Origin of the sequence: Vibrio methylphosphonaticus (assembly GCF_023634655.1) — a bacterium.
Taxonomy (GTDB): Bacteria; Pseudomonadota; Gammaproteobacteria; order Enterobacterales; family Vibrionaceae; genus Vibrio; species Vibrio methylphosphonaticus.
In genome coordinates this window covers 1-19,765 of the sequence record NZ_JAMKMS010000003.1, presented here as the reverse complement: position 1 = coordinate 19,765, position 19,765 = coordinate 1, and the positions used below count along the sequence as shown (strand labels likewise).

15 protein-coding genes and 1 pseudogene are annotated in these 19,765 nt (G+C 42.6%); 12 read left to right on the top strand and 4 right to left on the bottom strand.

Annotation, left to right across the window (positions count from 1 at the left end):
* Window positions 1-42: 42 nt before the first annotated feature.
* From aldA to M9196_RS04225, 8 genes and pseudogenes are all read left to right on the top strand, one after another.
* On the top strand, window positions 43-1,476 hold the full coding sequence (gene aldA, locus M9196_RS04265) for an aldehyde dehydrogenase (protein ID WP_250616298.1): 1,434 nt from the start codon (window positions 43-45) through the stop codon (window positions 1,474-1,476).
* Window positions 1,477-1,824: 348 nt separating this feature from the next.
* A complete protein-coding gene (gene kduI, locus M9196_RS04260; RefSeq protein WP_250616297.1) occupies window positions 1,825-2,658 on the top strand; it encodes a 5-dehydro-4-deoxy-D-glucuronate isomerase in 834 nt (277 codons plus the stop codon).
* Window positions 2,659-2,677: 19 nt separating this feature from the next.
* Entirely contained in the window at window positions 2,678-3,661 is a 984-nt protein-coding gene (locus M9196_RS04255; RefSeq protein ID WP_250616296.1) for a TRAP transporter substrate-binding protein, read from the top strand.
* A gap of 55 nt (window positions 3,662-3,716) precedes the next feature.
* Complete coding sequence (locus tag M9196_RS04250; RefSeq protein ID WP_250616295.1) at window positions 3,717-4,226, top strand: TRAP transporter small permease; 510 nt, start codon at window positions 3,717-3,719, stop codon at window positions 4,224-4,226.
* 6 nt (window positions 4,227-4,232) lie between these two features.
* Entirely contained in the window at window positions 4,233-5,540 is a 1,308-nt protein-coding gene (locus M9196_RS04245; protein ID WP_250616294.1) for a TRAP transporter large permease, read from the top strand.
* Between the two features lie 11 nt (window positions 5,541-5,551).
* Window positions 5,552-6,319, top strand: a complete 768-nt coding sequence (locus M9196_RS04240; RefSeq protein WP_250616293.1) for an IclR family transcriptional regulator — start codon at window positions 5,552-5,554, stop codon at window positions 6,317-6,319.
* A 164-nt stretch (window positions 6,320-6,483) separates the two neighbouring features.
* Window positions 6,484-7,234, top strand: a pseudogene (locus tag M9196_RS23675) (sulfite exporter TauE/SafE family protein).
* Window positions 7,235-7,321: 87 nt separating this feature from the next.
* Window positions 7,322-8,446, top strand: a complete 1,125-nt coding sequence (locus M9196_RS04225) for a glycoside hydrolase family 88 protein (protein WP_250616290.1) — start codon at window positions 7,322-7,324, stop codon at window positions 8,444-8,446.
* A gap of 333 nt (window positions 8,447-8,779) precedes the next feature.
* Here the strand turns inward: M9196_RS04225 and M9196_RS04220 are convergent, their stop codons facing one another.
* The 4 genes from M9196_RS04220 to M9196_RS04205 form a co-directional block, all read right to left on the bottom strand.
* Window positions 8,780-10,234, bottom strand: a complete 1,455-nt coding sequence (locus M9196_RS04220; protein ID WP_250616535.1) for a phospholipase D family protein — start codon at window positions 10,232-10,234, stop codon at window positions 8,780-8,782.
* Between the two features lie 52 nt (window positions 10,235-10,286).
* Window positions 10,287-10,556 carry a hypothetical protein gene (locus tag M9196_RS04215; RefSeq protein ID WP_250616289.1) on the bottom strand — a complete coding sequence of 90 codons (270 nt, stop codon included), beginning with the start codon at window positions 10,554-10,556 and terminating at the stop codon, window positions 10,287-10,289.
* Between the two features lie 64 nt (window positions 10,557-10,620).
* On the bottom strand, window positions 10,621-11,055 hold the full coding sequence (locus M9196_RS04210; RefSeq protein WP_250616288.1) for a hypothetical protein: 435 nt from the start codon (window positions 11,053-11,055) through the stop codon (window positions 10,621-10,623).
* 127 nt (window positions 11,056-11,182) lie between these two features.
* Window positions 11,183-12,100 (bottom strand): LysR family transcriptional regulator, encoded by a 918-nt coding sequence (locus M9196_RS04205; RefSeq protein ID WP_250616287.1) that lies wholly within the window; start codon window positions 12,098-12,100, stop codon window positions 11,183-11,185.
* Between the two features lie 318 nt (window positions 12,101-12,418).
* Here M9196_RS04205 and M9196_RS04200 point away from each other — a divergent pair, with 318 nt between their 5' ends.
* From M9196_RS04200 to M9196_RS04185, 4 genes are all read left to right on the top strand, one after another.
* On the top strand, window positions 12,419-14,017 hold the full coding sequence (locus tag M9196_RS04200) for a hypothetical protein (RefSeq protein ID WP_250616286.1): 1,599 nt from the start codon (window positions 12,419-12,421) through the stop codon (window positions 14,015-14,017).
* A 33-nt stretch (window positions 14,018-14,050) separates the two neighbouring features.
* Complete coding sequence (locus tag M9196_RS04195) at window positions 14,051-15,223, top strand: patatin-like phospholipase family protein (RefSeq protein ID WP_250616285.1); 1,173 nt, start codon at window positions 14,051-14,053, stop codon at window positions 15,221-15,223.
* Window positions 15,224-15,330: 107 nt separating this feature from the next.
* On the top strand, window positions 15,331-16,545 hold the full coding sequence (locus M9196_RS04190; RefSeq protein ID WP_250616284.1) for a BamA/TamA family outer membrane protein: 1,215 nt from the start codon (window positions 15,331-15,333) through the stop codon (window positions 16,543-16,545).
* Window positions 16,546-16,758: 213 nt separating this feature from the next.
* Window positions 16,759-18,774 (top strand): carboxylesterase family protein, encoded by a 2,016-nt coding sequence (locus M9196_RS04185; RefSeq protein WP_250616283.1) that lies wholly within the window; start codon window positions 16,759-16,761, stop codon window positions 18,772-18,774.
* Window positions 18,775-19,765: the final 991 nt, after the last annotated feature.

The following is a 19,765-nucleotide window of genomic DNA, read 5'->3' as shown; positions in this document are numbered from 1 at the left end:
GTGCATGGGCTTTGCACAGCCTAAAAACGAGGAGAGCACAACATGGATGAAATCAGAAACTACCAAAACTTTATTAATGGCGCGTTTACCGAAAGCGAAAGTCGTATAGAAGTATTCAATCCCGCAACGGAAGCATTAATTTCGACCATACCGGATTCAGACAACGGCGCTATTCAAAATGCGTTAGAAGCGGCGACAGTCGCTAAACGTAAGTGGGCGGGCAAGCCTGCTATTGAACGTGCACAGTATCTTCGCGCCATCGCGAGTAAAGTTCGTGATAACAAAGATCACTTAGCGCGTGTGATCAGTGAAGAACAAGGTAAAACCATGGATTTGGCAATGGTTGAAGTGCAGTTTACCGCTGACTATATCGATTACATGTCCGAGTGGGCGCGTCGTATTGAAGGTGAAATTATTACCAGTGACCGCCAAGGAGAAAATATCTTTCTATTTAGAAAGCCAATTGGAGTTGTTGCGGGTATTTTACCGTGGAATTTCCCGTTCTTTTTGATTGCTCGAAAGATGGCGCCTGCGCTTATAACAGGCAATACGATTGTTATTAAGCCAAGTGAAGAGACACCTAACAACTGTTTTGAGTTTGCAAAACTTGTGGCTGAAACTGATCTTCCTGATGGTGTATTCAATGTTATTTCAGGGAAGGGGAATGTAGGTGCAGCACTTTCAGGAAGCCCAAAAATTGACATGATTAGCTTCACGGGTAGCGTTAAAACAGGTGAAAATATCATGGCGGCTGCTGCGCCAAATATAACTAAGTTAAATTTGGAGCTAGGTGGCAAAGCGCCTGCTATTGTCTTGGATGATGCGGACATTGGCCTAGCGGTTAAGGCCATTCGTGACTCCCGTATAATCAATTCGGGCCAAGTGTGTAATTGTGCAGAGCGCGTATATGTACAACGCGGCATTGCCGAAGAGTTTATTGCAAAAATCACACATGAAATGGAAGCGACTCGATATGGAAACCCACTTGAAGAGAGCGATATAGAAATGGGCCCACTGGTCAATCGACAAGGGCTAGAAAAGGTTCAAGCGTCGGTGGATAAAGCGATAGCTCAGGGCGCTAAGTTAGAGTGTGGTGGTTCAAGGGCCGCTAACGAAAAAGGACACTACTTCCTTCCTACTGTACTGAGTGAATGTGAGAACTCCATGGACATCATGAAGTTAGAAACGTTTGGACCGGTACTCCCCATACAAATCGTTGACTCACTCGATGAAGCAATAGATTACGCCAATGACTGTGAATATGGCCTTACTTCTTCAATTTACACTAAAGATCTCTCAAAGGCACTGCACGCGGTGAAGATGCTAGAGTTTGGTGAGACGTACATCAATCGAGAAAATTTTGAAGCGATGCAAGGGTTTCACGCAGGGGTTAGAAAGTCCGGAATCGGGGGAGCTGATGGCAAACATGGTCTTTACGAGTACCTCAGCACTCAAGTTGTTTATATGCAATCTTGATGATTGTCAGAACCATAAAACATGAGCTTCGGTGTTTAACCTAGTAAGCTTTTTGAGGCCGCTTAATGATTCTTTTGTCGAAAGATCGATGAGTCATTGCGGCTTCTTTACCATCACAATCCCCTAATGATTTTTGTATCTTACGATTCCCACAGTAACGGTCACAAATCAGGTCAAACGCGCATATTGAAACGTTGTTTTAAATTGCGATCTTGCTCAAAAATACAGCATGTTTTTTTATATTTTAGCGATCATTGATCACGTTCACATTCGTTCTCATATGAACGGCATTGATCATATTTGAATGGTTGGTACTATATTTAAAAGCCGCAATCATTAGGGAACACGATGCAAACCAAGTACTCCGCAAATCCAAATGACGTAAAGAAATACTCAACAGCTCAGCTACGGCAAGAGTTTTTGATTGACGATCTATTTGAGCAATCTCGCGTAAAGCTCGCCTACAGCCATATCGATAGAGCCGTTGCGATTGGGATATGCCCTACAGATACGCCCTTAGTGCTTGAGGAATGGATCGATAATAAATCGTTTGGTACAGACTATTTTTTACAACGCCGCGAGATGGGTTTGGCTTGCTTGCAAGGCGAGGTCACCGTTACTGTAGATGGCCAAGCCTATGAGCTACGTACATTGGATGTGTTGTATGTTGGGCAAGGATCTAAAAGCATAGAAATTGCAAAGAAAGAGGGTGATGCACTGGTTTACGGATTAAGTGCACCAGCACACAAGAGTTTACCGAGCAAACGGATCACAAAAAGTGACGCCAGACTGGTTGAATTAGGCAGCTTAGAAACCTCTAACCAACGTGTCATTAATCAATATCTGCATCCCGATGTCGTTGAAACGTGCCAACTGTGCATGGGTATCACGCACTTAGCTCCAGGAAGCGTGTGGAACACCATGCCTGCGCATACTCATGAAAGACGTATGGAAGCCTACCTCTATTTCAACATTAAACCTGAACAAGCCGTTTTCCACATGATGGGTCAACCGACCGAAACACGACATCTTGTTGTACGTAACCACGAGTTGGTGTTGTCGCCAAGTTGGTCGATTCATTCAGGCTGTGGCACACAGAATTATAGCTTTGTCTGGGGAATGCTGGGGGAAAACCAAACATTCGATGACATGGACTTTATACCAATGGATACATTGGCTTAGACAATAATAGGAACATAACATGAACAAAACTCTACAAAACGTACTATTCACGACGGTCGCTGGAGCAGCACTCACAGTCTCTTCTATGACCTTTGCCGCTACAGAAATTAAAGCGGCATTTAACCAATCGGACCAACACCCACAATATTTGGCTTTGGAAGAATTTGGTAAGCAACTGGAGTCGGCAACCGATGGTCGCTATAAAGTGACTATTTATCCTAATGCTTTACTCGGTGACCAACGAGCTTCGCTAGAGCTTGTACAAGCCGGCGCAGTTCAGATGGCCGTTGTCGCTAACCCATTAGTTGAAAACTACGACAACACCTTTACTGCAATTGGGATGCCGTTTGCCTACACCGGAATTGAGCACCAAGAAAAAGTGTTCACGTCAGGCGAGCTCGATGACCTTTTTGCATCAACCAAGAAATTTGGATTTGAAGTACTAACGGCATACACAGCAGGGTCACGCAACGTGTATACAAAGGGCAAAAATGTCGAATCCGTAGCCGATATGAAAGGCCAGAAAATCCGGGTAATGCAGTCTAATACAATGGTCGAGATGCTGACGTGTATGGGCGGAACGGGTGTGCCAATGAGTCAGGGCGAAGTTTATACCGCAGTCCAACAAGGCGTACTTGATGGCGGAGAAAATAACGAGATCACTTATGCGGATATGAAACACTATGAAGTGGCCCCTTACTTCAGTAAAACATCTCACCTGATGGTTCCTGATTTGGTTGTAATCAGTGATGACTTCATCAATTCCCTACCTAGCGCGGACCAAGCAACGCTTCGCAAACTGGCTAAAGAGTCAACCCGCGACGAATTTGCAAAGTGGAACGCTAAAATTGGTGAAGCACGTGCATTGGCTGAGAAAAACGGCGCTACTTTCATGGACGTTGACGTGAAGCAGTTCCAGGATAGCTGTATGCCTTTGCAACAAAAGTTGATTAAAACTGATGCGCAAAAAGAGCTGGCTAAAGCGATCAGCGATTTGAGCTAACAATGTAAGAAGCTAGGCGGGTGCCTAGCTTCTTTCTGTGCAAGGAACGAGTCTAGTGAATAAATTGTTAGTCTGGACAGAGAAATTTAAAGCAGTCATAGACTGGATCGTGGAACGGGCCTGCATCGCTATAATGGCGCTGCTCACCGTTTTAGTGACCTATCAAGTGGTCACCCGCTATGTTTTTGACAGCCCAAGTGCTGTGAGTGAAGTGTTATCACGCTATATGTTTGTGTGGCTTGTCCTCATCGGTAGTGCTTATGTGTTTGGTTTAAGAGAGCACATGGCGATTACGTATGTGCGCGACAAATTCTCTCCAAGGGTTGGTGTGTTGGTGGATATCGTCACAGAATGGGGAATTGCGGTATTTGCTTTTATTGTCATGTGGCAGGGCGGTTACAAAGCCTCTGTTAGGCAGATGTGGCAGATGGATTCAGCATTAGAAATTCCTATGGGTGTCATCTACGCAGCACTTCCCATTGCAGGAGCCCTTATTCTGATTTACTTCGCAATTAACCAGGTAAAACTCATCCATCAATATCAGCAATTAAGCGTAAGAGGATAACCGTATATGGACGCAGCAACGCTTGCCGCCTTAATAATGTTCGGCGGAGCCGTTTTTCTTTTGATTTTAGGTGCGCCTATTGGAATCAGTATTGGTTTACCTTCATTTGCGGCAATGATCAGCATATTACCTTTAGCCGGAGCAACAACCACTGCTGCTCAGCGAATGTTCACCGGCCTAGACAGTTTTGCGTTACTTGCCATTCCGTTTTTCATATTGGCGGGTAACATAATGAATAATGGCGGTATTGCGATCAGATTAATCAACTGTTCTAAGATCGTAACAGGGTATTTCCCTGGTGCTTTGGCTCAAACCAATGTGGTGTCTAACATGTTGTTTGGCTCTATCAGTGGCTCCGGTGTTGCCTCTGCGGCCGCTATTGGTGGGATCATGAACCCAATCCAAGAAAAGGAAGGTTATGACAAGGCGTTCAGAACCGCAGTTAATATAGCGTCTGCCCCAACGGGCATGCTTATTCCACCGAGTAATACCTTGATTGTTTACGCAACTGTTGCAGGTTCGGTCTCAATTTCTGCCTTGTTTATGGGCGGCTATCTACCGGGTTTGCTTTGGGGTGGCGGCGTTATGTTGGTTGCCGGCATTATGGCGTACCGACGTGGCTATACTTCGCGTCATGTCTTAAGCATTTCTGAGCGGGTGAAATTGTTCGTAGATGCCATTCCTAGTCTCTCATTGGTTGTGGTTGTAATCGGCGGCATATTAGCGGGTGTTTTTACACCTACTGAGGCTTCAGCGATCGCTGTTGTCTACTCGTTGGTTCTCGGCTTTATTTATAAAGCATTAAAAACGAAGCAGTTACCTGAGATTCTATTATCCACTGCAAAGTTAACTGCGATTGTGATCTTTATGATTGCAGCATCGTCGATAATGTCTTGGGTGATGGCATTTACCCAAATCCCTGGAATGATTGCAGATACATTGTTGGCATTGACAGATAACCCATTGGTCATTCTATTGATCATTAATATTGTTCTATTGTTTGTGGGTACCTTTATGGACCCAACGCCTGCGGTACTCATATTTACCCCAATCTTTTTACCTATATGTATGAATTTAGGTATGGACCCCGTGCAGTTTGGTATTCTATTGGTGTTTAACTTATCCCTCGGGACCATTACACCGCCTGTCGGCCCGATTCTCTTTACAGGGTGCAAAATCAGTGACATCAAAATTGACCATGTGATCAGAACGCTGCTACCATTCTTTGCGGTGATATTTTTGGTGCTAATGGCAGTTACCTATATCCCAGCCATTTCGATGACGATTCCCCGAATGATGGGGTTAGTTAACTAAGGAGAGAGTACTTGGAAAAAGCAGCTAGACAGGAGTATAACGCGCCTGCCCTTGAGAAAGGGTTAGATATCTTAGAGCTGCTTGCCAGCACTGCAGAGCCCATGTCAAAAAAGCAGATTGCAGAGTTGATGGGGCGCAGCGTAGGTGAAATTTTCCGAGTGCTGTCTGTTTTGTCCCGCCGTGGCTACGTCGCTTTTGATGAAGATAGCGGTAAATATTTGTTCTCTATGCAGATGTTTACCGTGGCCAATCAGTACCCTCCTCAAGCACAGTTACTCAGTATCGCTAAACCGTTAATGAAGGCATTGAGCGAAAAGGTCAATCAGTCTTGCCATATCTCGTGGTATGACAGTCAAGATCTTGTCGTGATTGGCCGTGAAGAAAGCCCATATAAAATGGGCTTTAGCCTAAAGATTGGGGCTAAACTGGATGTATGTTCATCGGGGTCAGGTATTGTTTTACTGAGTTTTTGCGACCCCAAAGCAAAGACAGCTATTTTGCAGCAAAGTGGGGCGACCAAAAGCGAAATTCAACAAGCAGACCGATTGATCACGCCCACCCATAAGCAGGGTTATTATATTGGTGCCAGTCCGCAGATTTCAGGCATTACCAATATCAGTGTACCGATTTTTTCAGGAAAGCAGTTTTTGGCTGTACTGACAGTGCCATACGTCACATTAGATTCGGATGCGGTCCATCACGCCGTTGATAGCATTGAGACCACCAAAAACCTATTACTGGCGTTGTGTCAGGATATTTCAAAAAAACTTACCCCTTAGGGCGAAAGCCTTCTCTAATGGTTTGTATCACTCGCGCCACTCTCAAAAAGTTCAACCTCAAATAACACAAATGAACCCTTGTTTCATTTGTGTTATTGTATTAGCACGTAATTTTGCTGCGGCTACACTCTCTTAGTTTGATTAAATGACTAACACGCAGTGACATGCGTTTCACTCACTTTGTAAAGATGCCGGCTATGGAACCAACCGTACTTATTGCCACAGTTCTCGTTTTTATTGGCGCGTTCATACAGACCACAACTGGGTTTGGCATGGCGATCGTCGTTTCTCCTGTATTGATCATTCTTGCTCCTGAGTTCATTCCTGGCCCAATGATCATCGTGGGAATGTGCTTGGCTTCAATCAATGCGATTAAATATCGAAGATTCATTGTGCTTAGTGAATTAAGGAGTGCGTTTATTGGACTGCTGCCGGGCGTAATGTCGGGTGCTGCACTATTGTATTTTATGGTTCTTACCAAGTTTTCCCTGTTTATCGGCATTGTCGTTCTGTTGGCTGTCGTTGTGAGTTTACTGCCTTTCAAACTGGAAGAAACACCTAAACGGTTGGTGTTTGCAGGGTTTGTCTGGGTTTTTAGGCACCAGTTCAGGGATTGGTGGGCCGCCATTGGCGCTTCTTTGGCAGCACAAGCAAGCAAGACTAGTCCGAGCTAATTTAGCCGCGTTTTTGGTGGTCAGTTCAGTGCTCTCTATATTGGTACTAATTCCGGTCGGCTATATGAGTATGAGACATTTTTACTTGGCTCTTCCGCTTTTGCCCGCGAGCTATTTGGGCTACCGAGTGGCGTTGCTAATTGTTGAACGAATCCCCGAGAAAGCCGTCCGCGCTCTATCACTAGCGTTATGCAGCCTAGCAGCGATTGGGACCATCTATTCCAGCCTCATTAGGCAGTAAATCAACAACTTTCTATAACGAATACTAGCATATGCCTATCAAAGTGGGCGTGTGCTTTTAATACAATTTACTGGAAAGGGTATCACTATGAATAAGAATGCTTGGGTAAATGCTACATGGGCTAAAATCCATGAAAAAGTACAAGTCACCAGTCAAGAAATGGACGTGAAGTTTCCATCGATGAGCAAAAATGGTGTGTATGAAGACACGCATAAGCCATGGGCTTGGGTGGTTGGGTTTTGGCCCGGTCTACTTTGGTTATTGTATGAAAGAGAAGATGAACAACGTTACATGGACATGGCCATTGAACGTGAAAACATCATGGACGGTCCGCTTGATGAGTATGTCAACATTCACCACGATGTCGGCTTTATGTGGCAGCTTACGTCAGTAAAGCATTATCAACTGCATGGTAATGAAGCCTCTAGAACCCGCGCCTTAAGAGCGGCCAGCCACTTGGCGAGTCGTTTTAATATCAATGGTCGATTTTTGACTGCGTGGAACAAGAATGATGTTTCTGCAGCCGATCCGAGAGGCCTAAGCATCATTGATAGCATGATGAACCTCCCATTGCTGTATTGGGCAGCAGACCAAATTGACGCACCACGCTTTACCTTAATGGCAAAAGCACATGCTGATACGGTGCTTAAAGAGTTTATCCGTGAGGACGGCTCAGTTAGGCATATGGTTGAGTTCGATTTTATGTCTGGTGATGTTAAACAATACTATGGCGGGCAAGGATACAACGAAGATTCAGCTTGGAGTCGCGGCGCTTCTTGGGCAATCCACGGCTTTGCCATGAGCTTCGACCACACTCGAGAGCCTCGTTATTTAGAAGCTGCGATAAAAACCGCCGATTTTTTTATCAGCCAATTACCCGAAGATTATTTTCCACATTGGGATTTCAGAGCGCCAAGAGACTCCAATACGCCTAGAGATACGTCAGCCGCGGCCTGCGCCGCAAGCGGTATGCTGCTGCTTTCTGAATTAGTCGATGACGAGGAGCTAAAAGCGCATTACACGGAAGTTGCCACTCAGATGTTGAAGAGCCTGAGCGAACGCTACGCAACCTTCGACAATCCAAACGAACAAGGGTTATTGACGGGTGGCGCGTTTAATTGCCCCCAAGGGCTAGGCATTAATTGCTCTTTGATTTACGGCGATTATTACTATGTCGAAGGGTTATCAAAGCTGGTCGATAGGATAGTGTAAGTAACTTTCTTACCGATAGCGGAATGCACATTTCATCAATTCACAAAAATATCAACTTATGGTTGTTTTAATCAATATCAACATATGGTTGCTTTTCTAGTAAGCTATTGAAGTCAAAGAAATCGTAGATATCAATTTATGGTTGTTTCAACAAAATTTGTTGAATAAGGGCCGCTTTTTAGCGGCTCTTTTTTTAACGCGGCTTAATAGTAATGCCCAATTTTATGGGGTTACTTCACAAGTGGCCACCGCGACTGTATTTATGGTTTAACTTAAATAGCGACAATGCATAAATACAGTTAACAGCCCAATACAACCTAAAGAGTAGCTTAATTACAATTCACTCTCGATATCCATGGCTTTAAAGAGTTTGTCTGAGGCTTTATTAATAATACTGTAGTTGGGGTCTTTGGTTTTTTTCTGTTCGCCCCTTTGCCACTCTAGCTTACCGTTATTGTTCTTGTTGACTTTCCAGAACAACGATCTGTCACCAATAATGTAATCTTTAAGTTGTATCGCAAATTCTTCACTCTCAATTAATAACCCCAGTTCTAGATTTAAGAAGTCTGAACGAGGATCGAAGTTGGATGACCCGATATAGCTTAACCTATGATCGAGAATAAAGGCTTTGTTATGGTAATGGCCTTGTCTAGTATTCGTATTTTTTAGATGAAGAGCATGAGTATCATATTCATAGATGTCGAGACCTTTATCTAGCAGTTCATGACGATGTGTTGCGTAGTATGCGGGTACAAAACCTGAATCATTAGATGCTAGCGAATTCGTCGCTAACGTTACCTTTGCCCCACTCGTTATGAAATCGTTCACGACTTTGAAGCCGTCTTCATTAGGCAACATATAGGGCGTCGATATAAACAGGTCTTTTTTTTCACTGGGATAACGATAGATAAAGTGTTCTACACGGTACCGAAAGTAGGGTTTTGCATCTTCGATCTTTTTCGCTGAGTCAAATATAGCGGTGACTTTTGCTGGAACGTATTCGGGCTTATTTAAAGACGCTATTTGATGCTCGATATCGTTGACGATGTCTGGGTTTTTCTTGTGATTCTTCGTCAACAAATAGCGAAAGGTATCGCCAGGCTGATTTTCTTTCACGGTAATCAGGTGGGTAAGATCGCTTGTGTAAGGACCATTCCAATGTTCTTCAAAATTGGCTTCAAAGCTAGAGATTACATCGCCACGTACCAATACGTCTAGATCAAAGAAATTGTTTTTCTTCTTGTAACTAAAGTAGGCGTCGCCAATATTGCGGCCACCTAAAACTAATGTTTGGCCATCAATATTGATGTATTTTTCGTGTAGCCGGTGGTCTAGGCTTGATTGATTTTTTTTAAAGTCGAAAGCGCGTGACAACCATCCGGATTTGCGTGCATTGAATGGATTAAATAACTTAATCGATAAGTTATGATGACTTGCAGCGGACGCTAACCATTTATCGTTAAAGACAAGTAAGTCATCTAAAATAATGCGTACTTTTACCCCTCGTTCCGCAGCAATAATCAGCTCGTTTAGAAGCATGAGTCCTGTGGTGTCTTTGTCCCAGGAAAAGTACTCAATATCAATAGATTTAGTCGCAGAACGTACAAGATCCACACGTCGAGCTATCGCTTCTGGTGCAGTTTTAATTAAGGCGACGTCGCTTCTTACCGTTTCGTAGTCCCAATTGTGTTCAAATTCTTGGCTGACTTGTTGTTGTGGTAATGCACAGCCAGACAAAGACAGGATAATAAGAATTAAAAGTGGAAAATAAGGATGAACGTTTCTCATTAATGTCATGATTTAGTACCTTTTAGGTCGAATCCATTCAACGAGTGACGATCTATTGGACCTGCTTCCAAGTTCTTGGAACCTTTAGGGACGGTTTTTTAACTTTTTTTGGTGGCTGAATATCACCAGTAGCCTCGGCTTCACATTCAATATTGTGTTTATGAACAACATAAAAAATCACATCAGCATTTTTATATTTGCAGAACCTATAGTGGTCGTTGCTAAACCAACTATCTAGGCTGGCATGAACCGTTCTGACTTCTAAGGTTTCGGCAATAGATAAAGAGGGCAGAAATAGCATTAAAATAATCAATTTCTTCATATAAGTGCCAGGCAATTATGTTAGTGATGACCAGCCTTATCTAATAAATAAGGCTGGTGATTGATTATTTGTACTCGATGACTCTGGCGACATACTCAACCATATCGGAATTACCGACAACGTTCTGATAGAAATCAACCGAGAAATACTTGGGCGCATCTCGCTGAATATGTTGTGTAATATTTTTAGTCAGTTGATTCGCATTGATCGCACTGTAGACATGGAATTTTTTAACTTTTTCTAATTCCATCTCTTTAGCTTGCTTACTGGTGATATATCGTTCTTTAAAATCTTGCTCGAGTGTTCCGATATAAGATACATATTGAAAATTAGGGGTTTCTTGAGTGACAATATACATATCAACGTTACTGTCAACTTGTTCTAAATGGCTCATATCTTGGTTAATTATATCTAAGTTTGTTTTGGGGCTGTTGTGAGGCTGTGCGAATGCGGTTGTAGAAACTGCAACGAGTAGTGCTGGGACAAGTAGTGTTTTCATAGGTTATCCTTTGAGGTATGTCATGTTGACGTGTTGTCCAGGATAATAGCGACTTGAATGGTTTTTCGTTAATCGGGTTTGAAGGACGAGCCCCTCGCGTATTAAACGAGGGTGATGTGGAGCCGGTTTAGTACTTTGAACCGGCTTCTCTATTGACGCGTTCAACATATGAGATGAGTGAGCCAACGATTTCAGAATGAAGGCTGCGAAGGTGTTTAGCATGTGGAGACCAAACGGCCATCGGTACTTTGAAGTTTTCACGCACCGTGCTGATTTCTAATTCGACAAGGTTATGTTGGTGAAAGTCCGTATAAGTCACGAGGCGAGGTAACAGGGTCCATCCGACATTATCTTCTACAAGTTGTATCCCTAATGTAATCTGGTCGACAATCTCGTAATCGGACGAGATGATAATCTTATCATCCATTTGGTCATCCAATAGACCCTTGAGCACAATCTGTTTCTGCGATTTAAGTGCGTGCCACCTCTGTTCTAATGGTAGCTGGAGCATGTCGTTATCTTTAGATACGTAAACCCCAAAGGTAACGTTGTTTACAAGTGTGGACTCGATGCTGGTCACCAACTTTCGGTCATCAATATTGACGATACCAAAGTGAATTGAATCGTCCTGAATGCCTTCCCGAATCTCTTCGCGATTTCTTACGATGAAATTGACCTTCATAGAAGGATGCAATTCTAGGAGCTTTTGTCTGACACAACTTAGCGCCCCAGGCGGTATGAAGCTGTTGTATGCGACAGTGATGGATTCTAACTCTCCAAAAGATAAACTGAGTGCAATTTTATCAAACGACCGTGCTTGTTCGATAACGAGTTTTGCATAGCGATACAAGAGGACAGCATCTTCTGTTGGTTGCGCTGTTCTACCCATTCGCTCAAACAACTCAACAGCCAATTCATCCTCTAGGTTGCTGACGACCTGGCCAACGGTTGTTCTGTGTTTATCCAAAGATTGCGCCGCTTTACTAAATGAACCATGTTCGTAGACCGCTACAAAACTTTGAAGTTGTTCAATACTAAAGTTCATAATTCTTCTTATGTCTGTTTATGTTCAGCTCAAGAGCTACTCGCCTCAAAGACTGTGTTACACGGTCAATGATTGAATACTAGATTATAGAGGTGAGGGTTCTATCCTTCAAATACGATTAAGTAGTTTTTTAAATGTTGGTTAATATTTCACCTCGTTGAGACGAGGACGCCAACTTTTGCACTTTCGCTTTTACTTTCTTTTTGTGCTTTGGGTTCTATTGTCTCCACTAATTACGCGGCAACAAGGAGTCGCGCACGCTTAATGAATAATGGTGAATGTCCATAGATTTGGTGCCACCTTAATTGGTTATTTGCAATGCTCAAGCTAAAAAAACTATCTCTTAAAACTATCTCAGTCCTATTACCATTTGCTGTAAGCACGTTTGGCTATGCACAAAACGATATAGAACTGAAAAACGAAAACTATATCGAAGCAAATCAGCCTGTAAATATGGAGCATTACGGTGTTCCTAAATATTTACCAAAATTGGCAATAAGTTCAATGCTTCAAGGTGATCATGTTGTTGAACATGCTAGAAAGAAAGAAACATTAGATGGCGAAACTCAAGAATCGGAAGTTTATCTCGTTCAGACGACCGATAATAAAGGAAATATTGATCTTAGGATTAAGTATGATCCCACAAAAGTCGACGAAAGTACTAACCTGATCGATAGTATCGAAAAGATGACGAAATCGGAATACAAACTTAGACAATATGCTGAAATGTATGACAAACAATCGGTAGTGGTCACAGAATTAGAAAATGGCGATCTAGAAATCGAATTTGATTACTCAAAGTACACGTTGCCTCAAGATATCGCATACTTTCGCTTTATGCGCGGTAAAGTACTTATTTCTGAAGGCCAGCCAGTATCTTTAATTATCACCAACAACAATCCATTCAAACAGGATGATTATTCGATAGACACTTATAAACAAATTACGTTCTTTGATAATTTGCCTAATGGTCGCGTAGTTGTAAATAAGAAATTAATTACGGCGAAAGGTGAAAAGAAGAAAAAAGCATTAGAACTTGAAATTGAAATGACACCTGTGGTGTATTACGACGACCAACTTGGCGCGGTGGTACAAGATGAGTCATTACTTTCGGTTGTTTCCGATCCTAGAATGCGTGAAGAGTACGTCGATCTAGACCGAACCTTCCCACTTATGGCTGATATGGTTAGGAAGCAAGGTATTGATGTTCCGCTGCCTTTTGGGATCTCAGCATCATATCGTCGTCAAGAGATGGACTTTAACTTTACGGATTTTACTATTGGTGGCGTTCCTCTGGAAGGGGTAGTTAACCCAGAAAACACGGTCGCGCATGTTGTGGCAGAAGCGTATACGGTACGTGGCGATGTCAACATTCTACCTTTTTGGAACGTATTTGGTTATGTTGGGCAGATAGATGTTGAAGCAATGGTCGACGCACAGACGCAGCAGTTCGATCTACCGGTGATTGGTCCAATAGGGCCTTATGACTTTAGTGTTCCCGTTAAACTGCAGTATGATTTGTTGGGAGTGGGTACAACATTATCGATGGGTTATAAACAGTTTTTTGGCTCAGTAACCAGCACTTATTCGATGACTCGATTAAAAGGTTCTACTGCCGATTGGGGCGATGGCATTGTAACCGTGCAGCCTATGTTGGGTTATCAGTTAGCTGATTATCGTGCTCAGATATTTGTCGGTGCAGAATACCAGGCTCTTAAACCAAGAATGACTGGGGATTTAGCACCTGCGCTTGGGTTAGATTCGAGCTTTGAATATGATGTAGGTGTGAATCTAGAAAAATGGGCCTATTTAGTTGGTGTCAATAAGCAGATTGGTAAACATTATAATATGACGTTTCTATATAATAAGGGCGAAACCAGAAATTCATTTACGATTAATCTTGGCTATCATTTTTAATTTGGAATAACGTTTACTATAGAGTCGGAAATAATGAAAAATAAATGTTACTCCATCATTGTTATGGTGTTGGTTTTGAGTGCGTGTTCGTCTAAACATGCACTTGATAACCGAGTTAATCAAGAAAACTATAAACAAGTAAATATCCAGCATTCTGAAGTTTTTAAAGGCAGCGAGCCGTATCGATTCTGGGGTCATGAACAGCCTGATTTTTTACTAAAAAGCTCGTATACACCGACATCATTGATGGTGCCCGGCGATAGGCTTAATATTCTAGCGCTGTCGGGAGGCGGCGCGAACGGAGCATTTGGTGCAGGAGTCATTAATGGTCTTTATGATGCCGGTGAACTTCCTGAGTATACGTTAATTACTGGGGTGAGCGCTGGGGCGCTGATAGCACCATTTGTCTTTACCGGTGGTGAAGACATTCACAAACTTAAAGACGTGATGTTGAGCTTGGATGACCGGGAGGTATTGGGTAAAAAAAATTTCCTAAACACAATATTTAAAGATGCATTTACTAATGGGAAAAGTCTGCTAGAGCTGATGGAAAATACCTATGATTATGAAATGATAGATAGAATTGCAGAGCAGCATCGATTGGGTAAACGGCTCTTTATCGGTACCACGCATTTTGATTCGGGTAAGCAAATAACTTGGAATATCGGCGAAATAGCCGCAAGCGAATTGCCTAATAAACAACGATTGATCCATCAAATATTGGCGGCGAGTGCTTCAATTCCGGGTGTTTTCCCTCCCCAATTTATTAATGTTGAATATGAAGGGGAAACATTAGAGGAGCTTCACGTTGATGGAGGACTGACGTTCCAAATGTTTTTTGACCCATCCAACTTTGATTATGGGCAGATTAGCGAGTCAATGGGCTTACAGGAACCCCCAATGGTACACGTTATCAGAAATGGTACGTTAGAGCCGGGCTATACACGAGTTAAAGATAAAGGTGTTGATTTATTAACAAGAAGTATTTCTAACTTAACGTTACAGCAAACGCGAGGCGATATGTATCGCATGTTGTATATGAGTGAGAAAAATGGTTATGACATTGGTTTTACGTATGTCGACACGTCTTTTAAAGCGCATAAGAAATCTAAGAATATGTTTGATAAAGACTATATGAACAACCTTTATAATTATGGTTATCGAAAAGCTCAAGGGCAACAGCTTTGGGTAGCGGAAGCACCGTAATTACAAGCTATTAGTAACACGTAAATGTTAAATTAACTTTGGCTCGATTAATACTTAGCAAAAATAGCTTGAGCAGTATTAGTCGGGTCTTTTTTTGTGACTAAGATATGATTTTTACAAATTTGAAACGAATTCCTGCGGCGTTAATCTTTATATCATCACTACTGTTAGGCAGTAATGCTGTATTTGCGGTCATCGACCCACAAGATGGTCATCTCGATATGGGAGAGTACTTGGCTAATAACGCTTACGGTTTTTTACCGATACCGATCGTGATAACCGAACCCGCCGTAGGGGTAGGAGGGGGTGTTCTTGGCATGTTCTTACATGAGTCTGAAGAAGAACAAAAAGCACGAAAACAACAGGCGCTGACTGCAACTGCAGGTGATGCGCAGTTGCTGGCACCTTCAATTACGGTTGCGGGAGGGGCGTATACGGATAATGGTACATGGATGGCCGTAGTGGGGCACCGACACACTTGGAACAATGATTCGATTCGTTATTTGGGCGGCGCAGGGTATGGGCGAGCGAATATCGATGTCTACAAACGCTTTGATTTAACGTTACCAACGAATTCACCACTGTCTGGTTCACTTGGAATCGCGACGGAAAGTGAAGGGTTTCTAATGAAGCACCAAGTTGAGTTTAGGATTCCAGATAGTGATTTATTCCTTGGTGTATCACAAACGTATTCCAGTTTTAGCACGGCTATTAAATCGATAGATCTGTCGCTTAGTGGCGATGAATGGCAATTGCCGACTATCGATAATAGTCTGGATAGCAGCTTGTCAGGAGTGGGTATTGTTGCGGAATATGACACTAGAAATAATCTATTTTTTCCAACGTCGGGTTCATCTGTTAAAGCTGAATATTTGATTTACGACGAGCTCATAGGCAGTGATTTTGATTTTTCGACGTTTGAAGTTGACGCGTTCCAATATGTTCCGGTCAGTGAGAAGTTGACGCTCGCATTTGCTGGCTCTTATACCTCGCTCCATACACAAGAGCATTATTTGCCCCCACTATCACAGCCGTATATCGATATGCGTGGGGTGGCGGCCTATAAATACCAAGGTAACGAAGTGAGTACGTTGCAGGTACAAACTATGTGGCACTTGAATCATCGTTGGACGATCAATGCGTTTTACGGCGTAGGCTCTTCCGCTTCCGAACATAAAGAGCTATTTAGCGACTCTGTATCAGCCTATGGTCTTGGGTTTCGTTACCAAATAGCAAGGCGATATGGGATACATGTTGGGGTTGATGTGGCATATAGCGAAGATCAAGCAACCGGGTATTTTCAAGTTGGGACCGGTTTTTAACACTTTTCCAAGTGACATTGGTTGGGAATACATTGGTTGGGCATACGCACCGCTTCTATTCAATGGGTTCACATCGGGTTCTAACGTGATGATGTGATCCATCATATGCGATTAACTCGAAAACCAAGCTGATTATAAAATGAGCGCATCAACAACACAGAGCAAGTCATAGAAGCTCTTTGTGCGTCTCAATATAATAAAGTAAGGTAATTTATGAGTAAGGCTATTCGAACAATTTTGTCTCTTGCCATTCCATTGACGCTAGTGGCGTGTGGAGGTAGCGATACCACATCAAGTAGTAAACCCTCTACACCCAAGCCAGTTGAACCTGGGTTGAGCTATCCAATTGAAACTGAAATTGGTAGCGCAAAACTGGTCGCGAATAGCGAATCTGTTGTGGTTTATGATACAGATGGCGCTCAGAAAAAAGTGAGAATTGAAAGCTTCAAAGGTGTGCCGTATGCGACAGCGGCTCGATTTAAACACAGTGAGTTGGTCACCTTAGAAGATGGTTACGCGACTGAGTTTGGTTTGGTATGCCCGCAGCTAGTGCTCACAGAAAAAACACAGGGAGAAGACTGCTTAAATTTAAATGTTTGGCGACCTAGCGACCTTGAAGATGGGGATAAAGTTCCTGTTTATGTGTTTATTCACGGCGGCGACTTTGAACAAGGCTCGGGTTCTGATGCAAATTTACACGCCGATAATATCGTCGCTCAAGGTCAACTAGATGGTAATCCTTTTATTGCTGTTACTTTTAACTATCGTCTAGGGCTTTTAGGCAGTACATACACAAGCGAAGAAACAGGGGGCAACTTCGGTATCGGGGATCAAAAGCGGGCACTCCAATGGGTAAATGAGAATATAGAGCAATTTGGTGGTGACTCAACAAGAGTAACGCTAATGGGACAAGGGGCTGGCGCGATGTCTGTTGGTATCCTTCAACAACAAGATAGTGAAGAGTTCGTTGCAGGTTCTTATTTCCAACAGGCAATCATGCAAAGTAATCCGTATGGATTCGAATTCCGTGGCAGTAAAAGCGCGGAAAGCCTTAATAAAGTAGAAGACTTATTAGATCTATCATTGACTGAGATACTGGATAGACAAGCTGAGTTATCTAAACCGACGAGCAAGTTAGTGAGTTGGGTAACCCAAAGCATCAATCCATTGAGTTCAGATAATACGCCAATGGCAACGATGATGCCGTTCTCGCCTTATATCGAGTATAGAAGCAAGCTGATTGGAACGGACATTGAAGGGTACCACGTCAAAGCACAGCCGTTTACTACTGAGCTTTCGGTACCGACTGTAATAGGGTTTAATTCGAACGACTCAAGAACGGTTGGTTCAATTGCAGATATCACGTTCTTAATCCCAATGGTGGTAGAGCTGATTATGGATTCTGACCCTAAGTTGATTTCAGAATCTGAACCAGAAGCTATTCCTGAGATGATTGCAACTTGGCTGATGGATGATGTCCATAAAAATCAACTCAGTGAGAAATTATTGAGCATTGAAGCGGGTGATGTTAACGCTCAGCTCGAACTGGGAGACATTATTGATTTACTGCCCGATACCGCTTACGAAGCAGTGACACAACTGTTCTATGGATTGAACAACGCCGATCAGAACAAACAATTACTTAGTTACGAGGATTTCACTAAGAAGTCAGAAAAAGAACTGAATGGTGCGTACTCGAACATGAAACAATTTAACCAAATGACAAGTGATATGTTGTATTCAGGTCCGACACGGATGAAAGCTGGAGAGAACGCTAGCACACAAGCGCCAGTCATTATGTATGAGTTTAGCTATCGTTCTAGCTTTAATTCGGTGGTCAAAGGTAACCTTTTAAACGAGAAAGAAACGGATATTATTCAGGTGATTAAGTCATTGAGCTGCTCATTTGGAACACCATGTAATGGTGCTGAATTACCCTTTGTTTTCAATAAAGCTTTTCGTTCGGATGGGTCTGAATTTAGTGTGTCAGACCAAGATCTAGCCTTGATGAATAAACTGTCTCGAGCTTGGTTCAGTCCATCCCTATTTGAACGAGAACAGTACGAAATAGGGACTGATAACGTATGGGTAATTGACGGCGCAACAGCGGATATGCCAGTTTATGATTGGGATTTAGTTACTCAATCTGGCATTGACCCTGTATTGGTAAACGGCCGTCTTAAAGGTTTGGAAAGCGAGGGAGTACTGGCCCATTACCTCATTGACTAGTGTAAATCGATAAAATGATGTCATTAGCTTAAGCTGCTTGGTTTTCCAAGCAGCTTTTTTTATGCCGGTCATAAACAGAAGGACAGAAGGGAGGTTCAATTTCTTGTGCATGCTAAAGAGGACTCAACGGGTTTGCTCATGCCGGCCTTAGGTACTAGTCGAAATTATTATTAATGGAAGAGCATCTTTCTTGCGTCGTTCTTGCATCGTTCTTGCATTGGTCAGGTAGTTGGCGTCATCGTTCTCCACACTCCCTTACGGCAATGGTTTAAAGATCTTGTGTTCAAAGTATCAATCCCGAAAACAATGACTTATCGATTATTGCACATTGCTGTTTCGTATAACGTGGTAGGGCTAACCCTTTTTGTAATGACTGGCCAATATGAGTGGACCACCGTTGAGTGCGGTAGGGCGTCCAAGTTATATAATCAGTGTGTCGAACTTAGGGTGAATACGAGTACATTTGTGGATGTTTACTACATTTGTGGATGTTTACACAGAGGAATAATGAACTTAGCACCTGATCATATTGTTTTTTCGATGTAATAACGGAAGGAATTTCTCTGTGGAATGCACTTAGTCAGCATGGTGAGACGATTGAGTCATCATATAAACGTCTGTTCTATCATGGAGAGGTTGGTATGGCTAGGGTGGAATGACTATCAAATAGCCTAATGATAGAGTCAAAAATAAGGCTATAAATGGTGAGCTTTGAATTAAAGTATGAACAATGTCCATTATGTAGCTCCAGTTTAAATATACTGATTAGTTGTGACTCTTCCGTGATAGTTGGATGCAACCTTTGCATTCAAGAACATTTGTCTTGAGCTGATTATATTAATTGCTACTTGTGAATATGATAAGTCGAGTTTTAAGGATGAAACAATTATTTATCGTTACTTAATTGTCAGTAGCGAAAAAAGTGATTAAAGTAATCATAATTTAACATGCTTTAGTGTGGGGTTATCGATAGGAGTTGATTTGGGAGTTA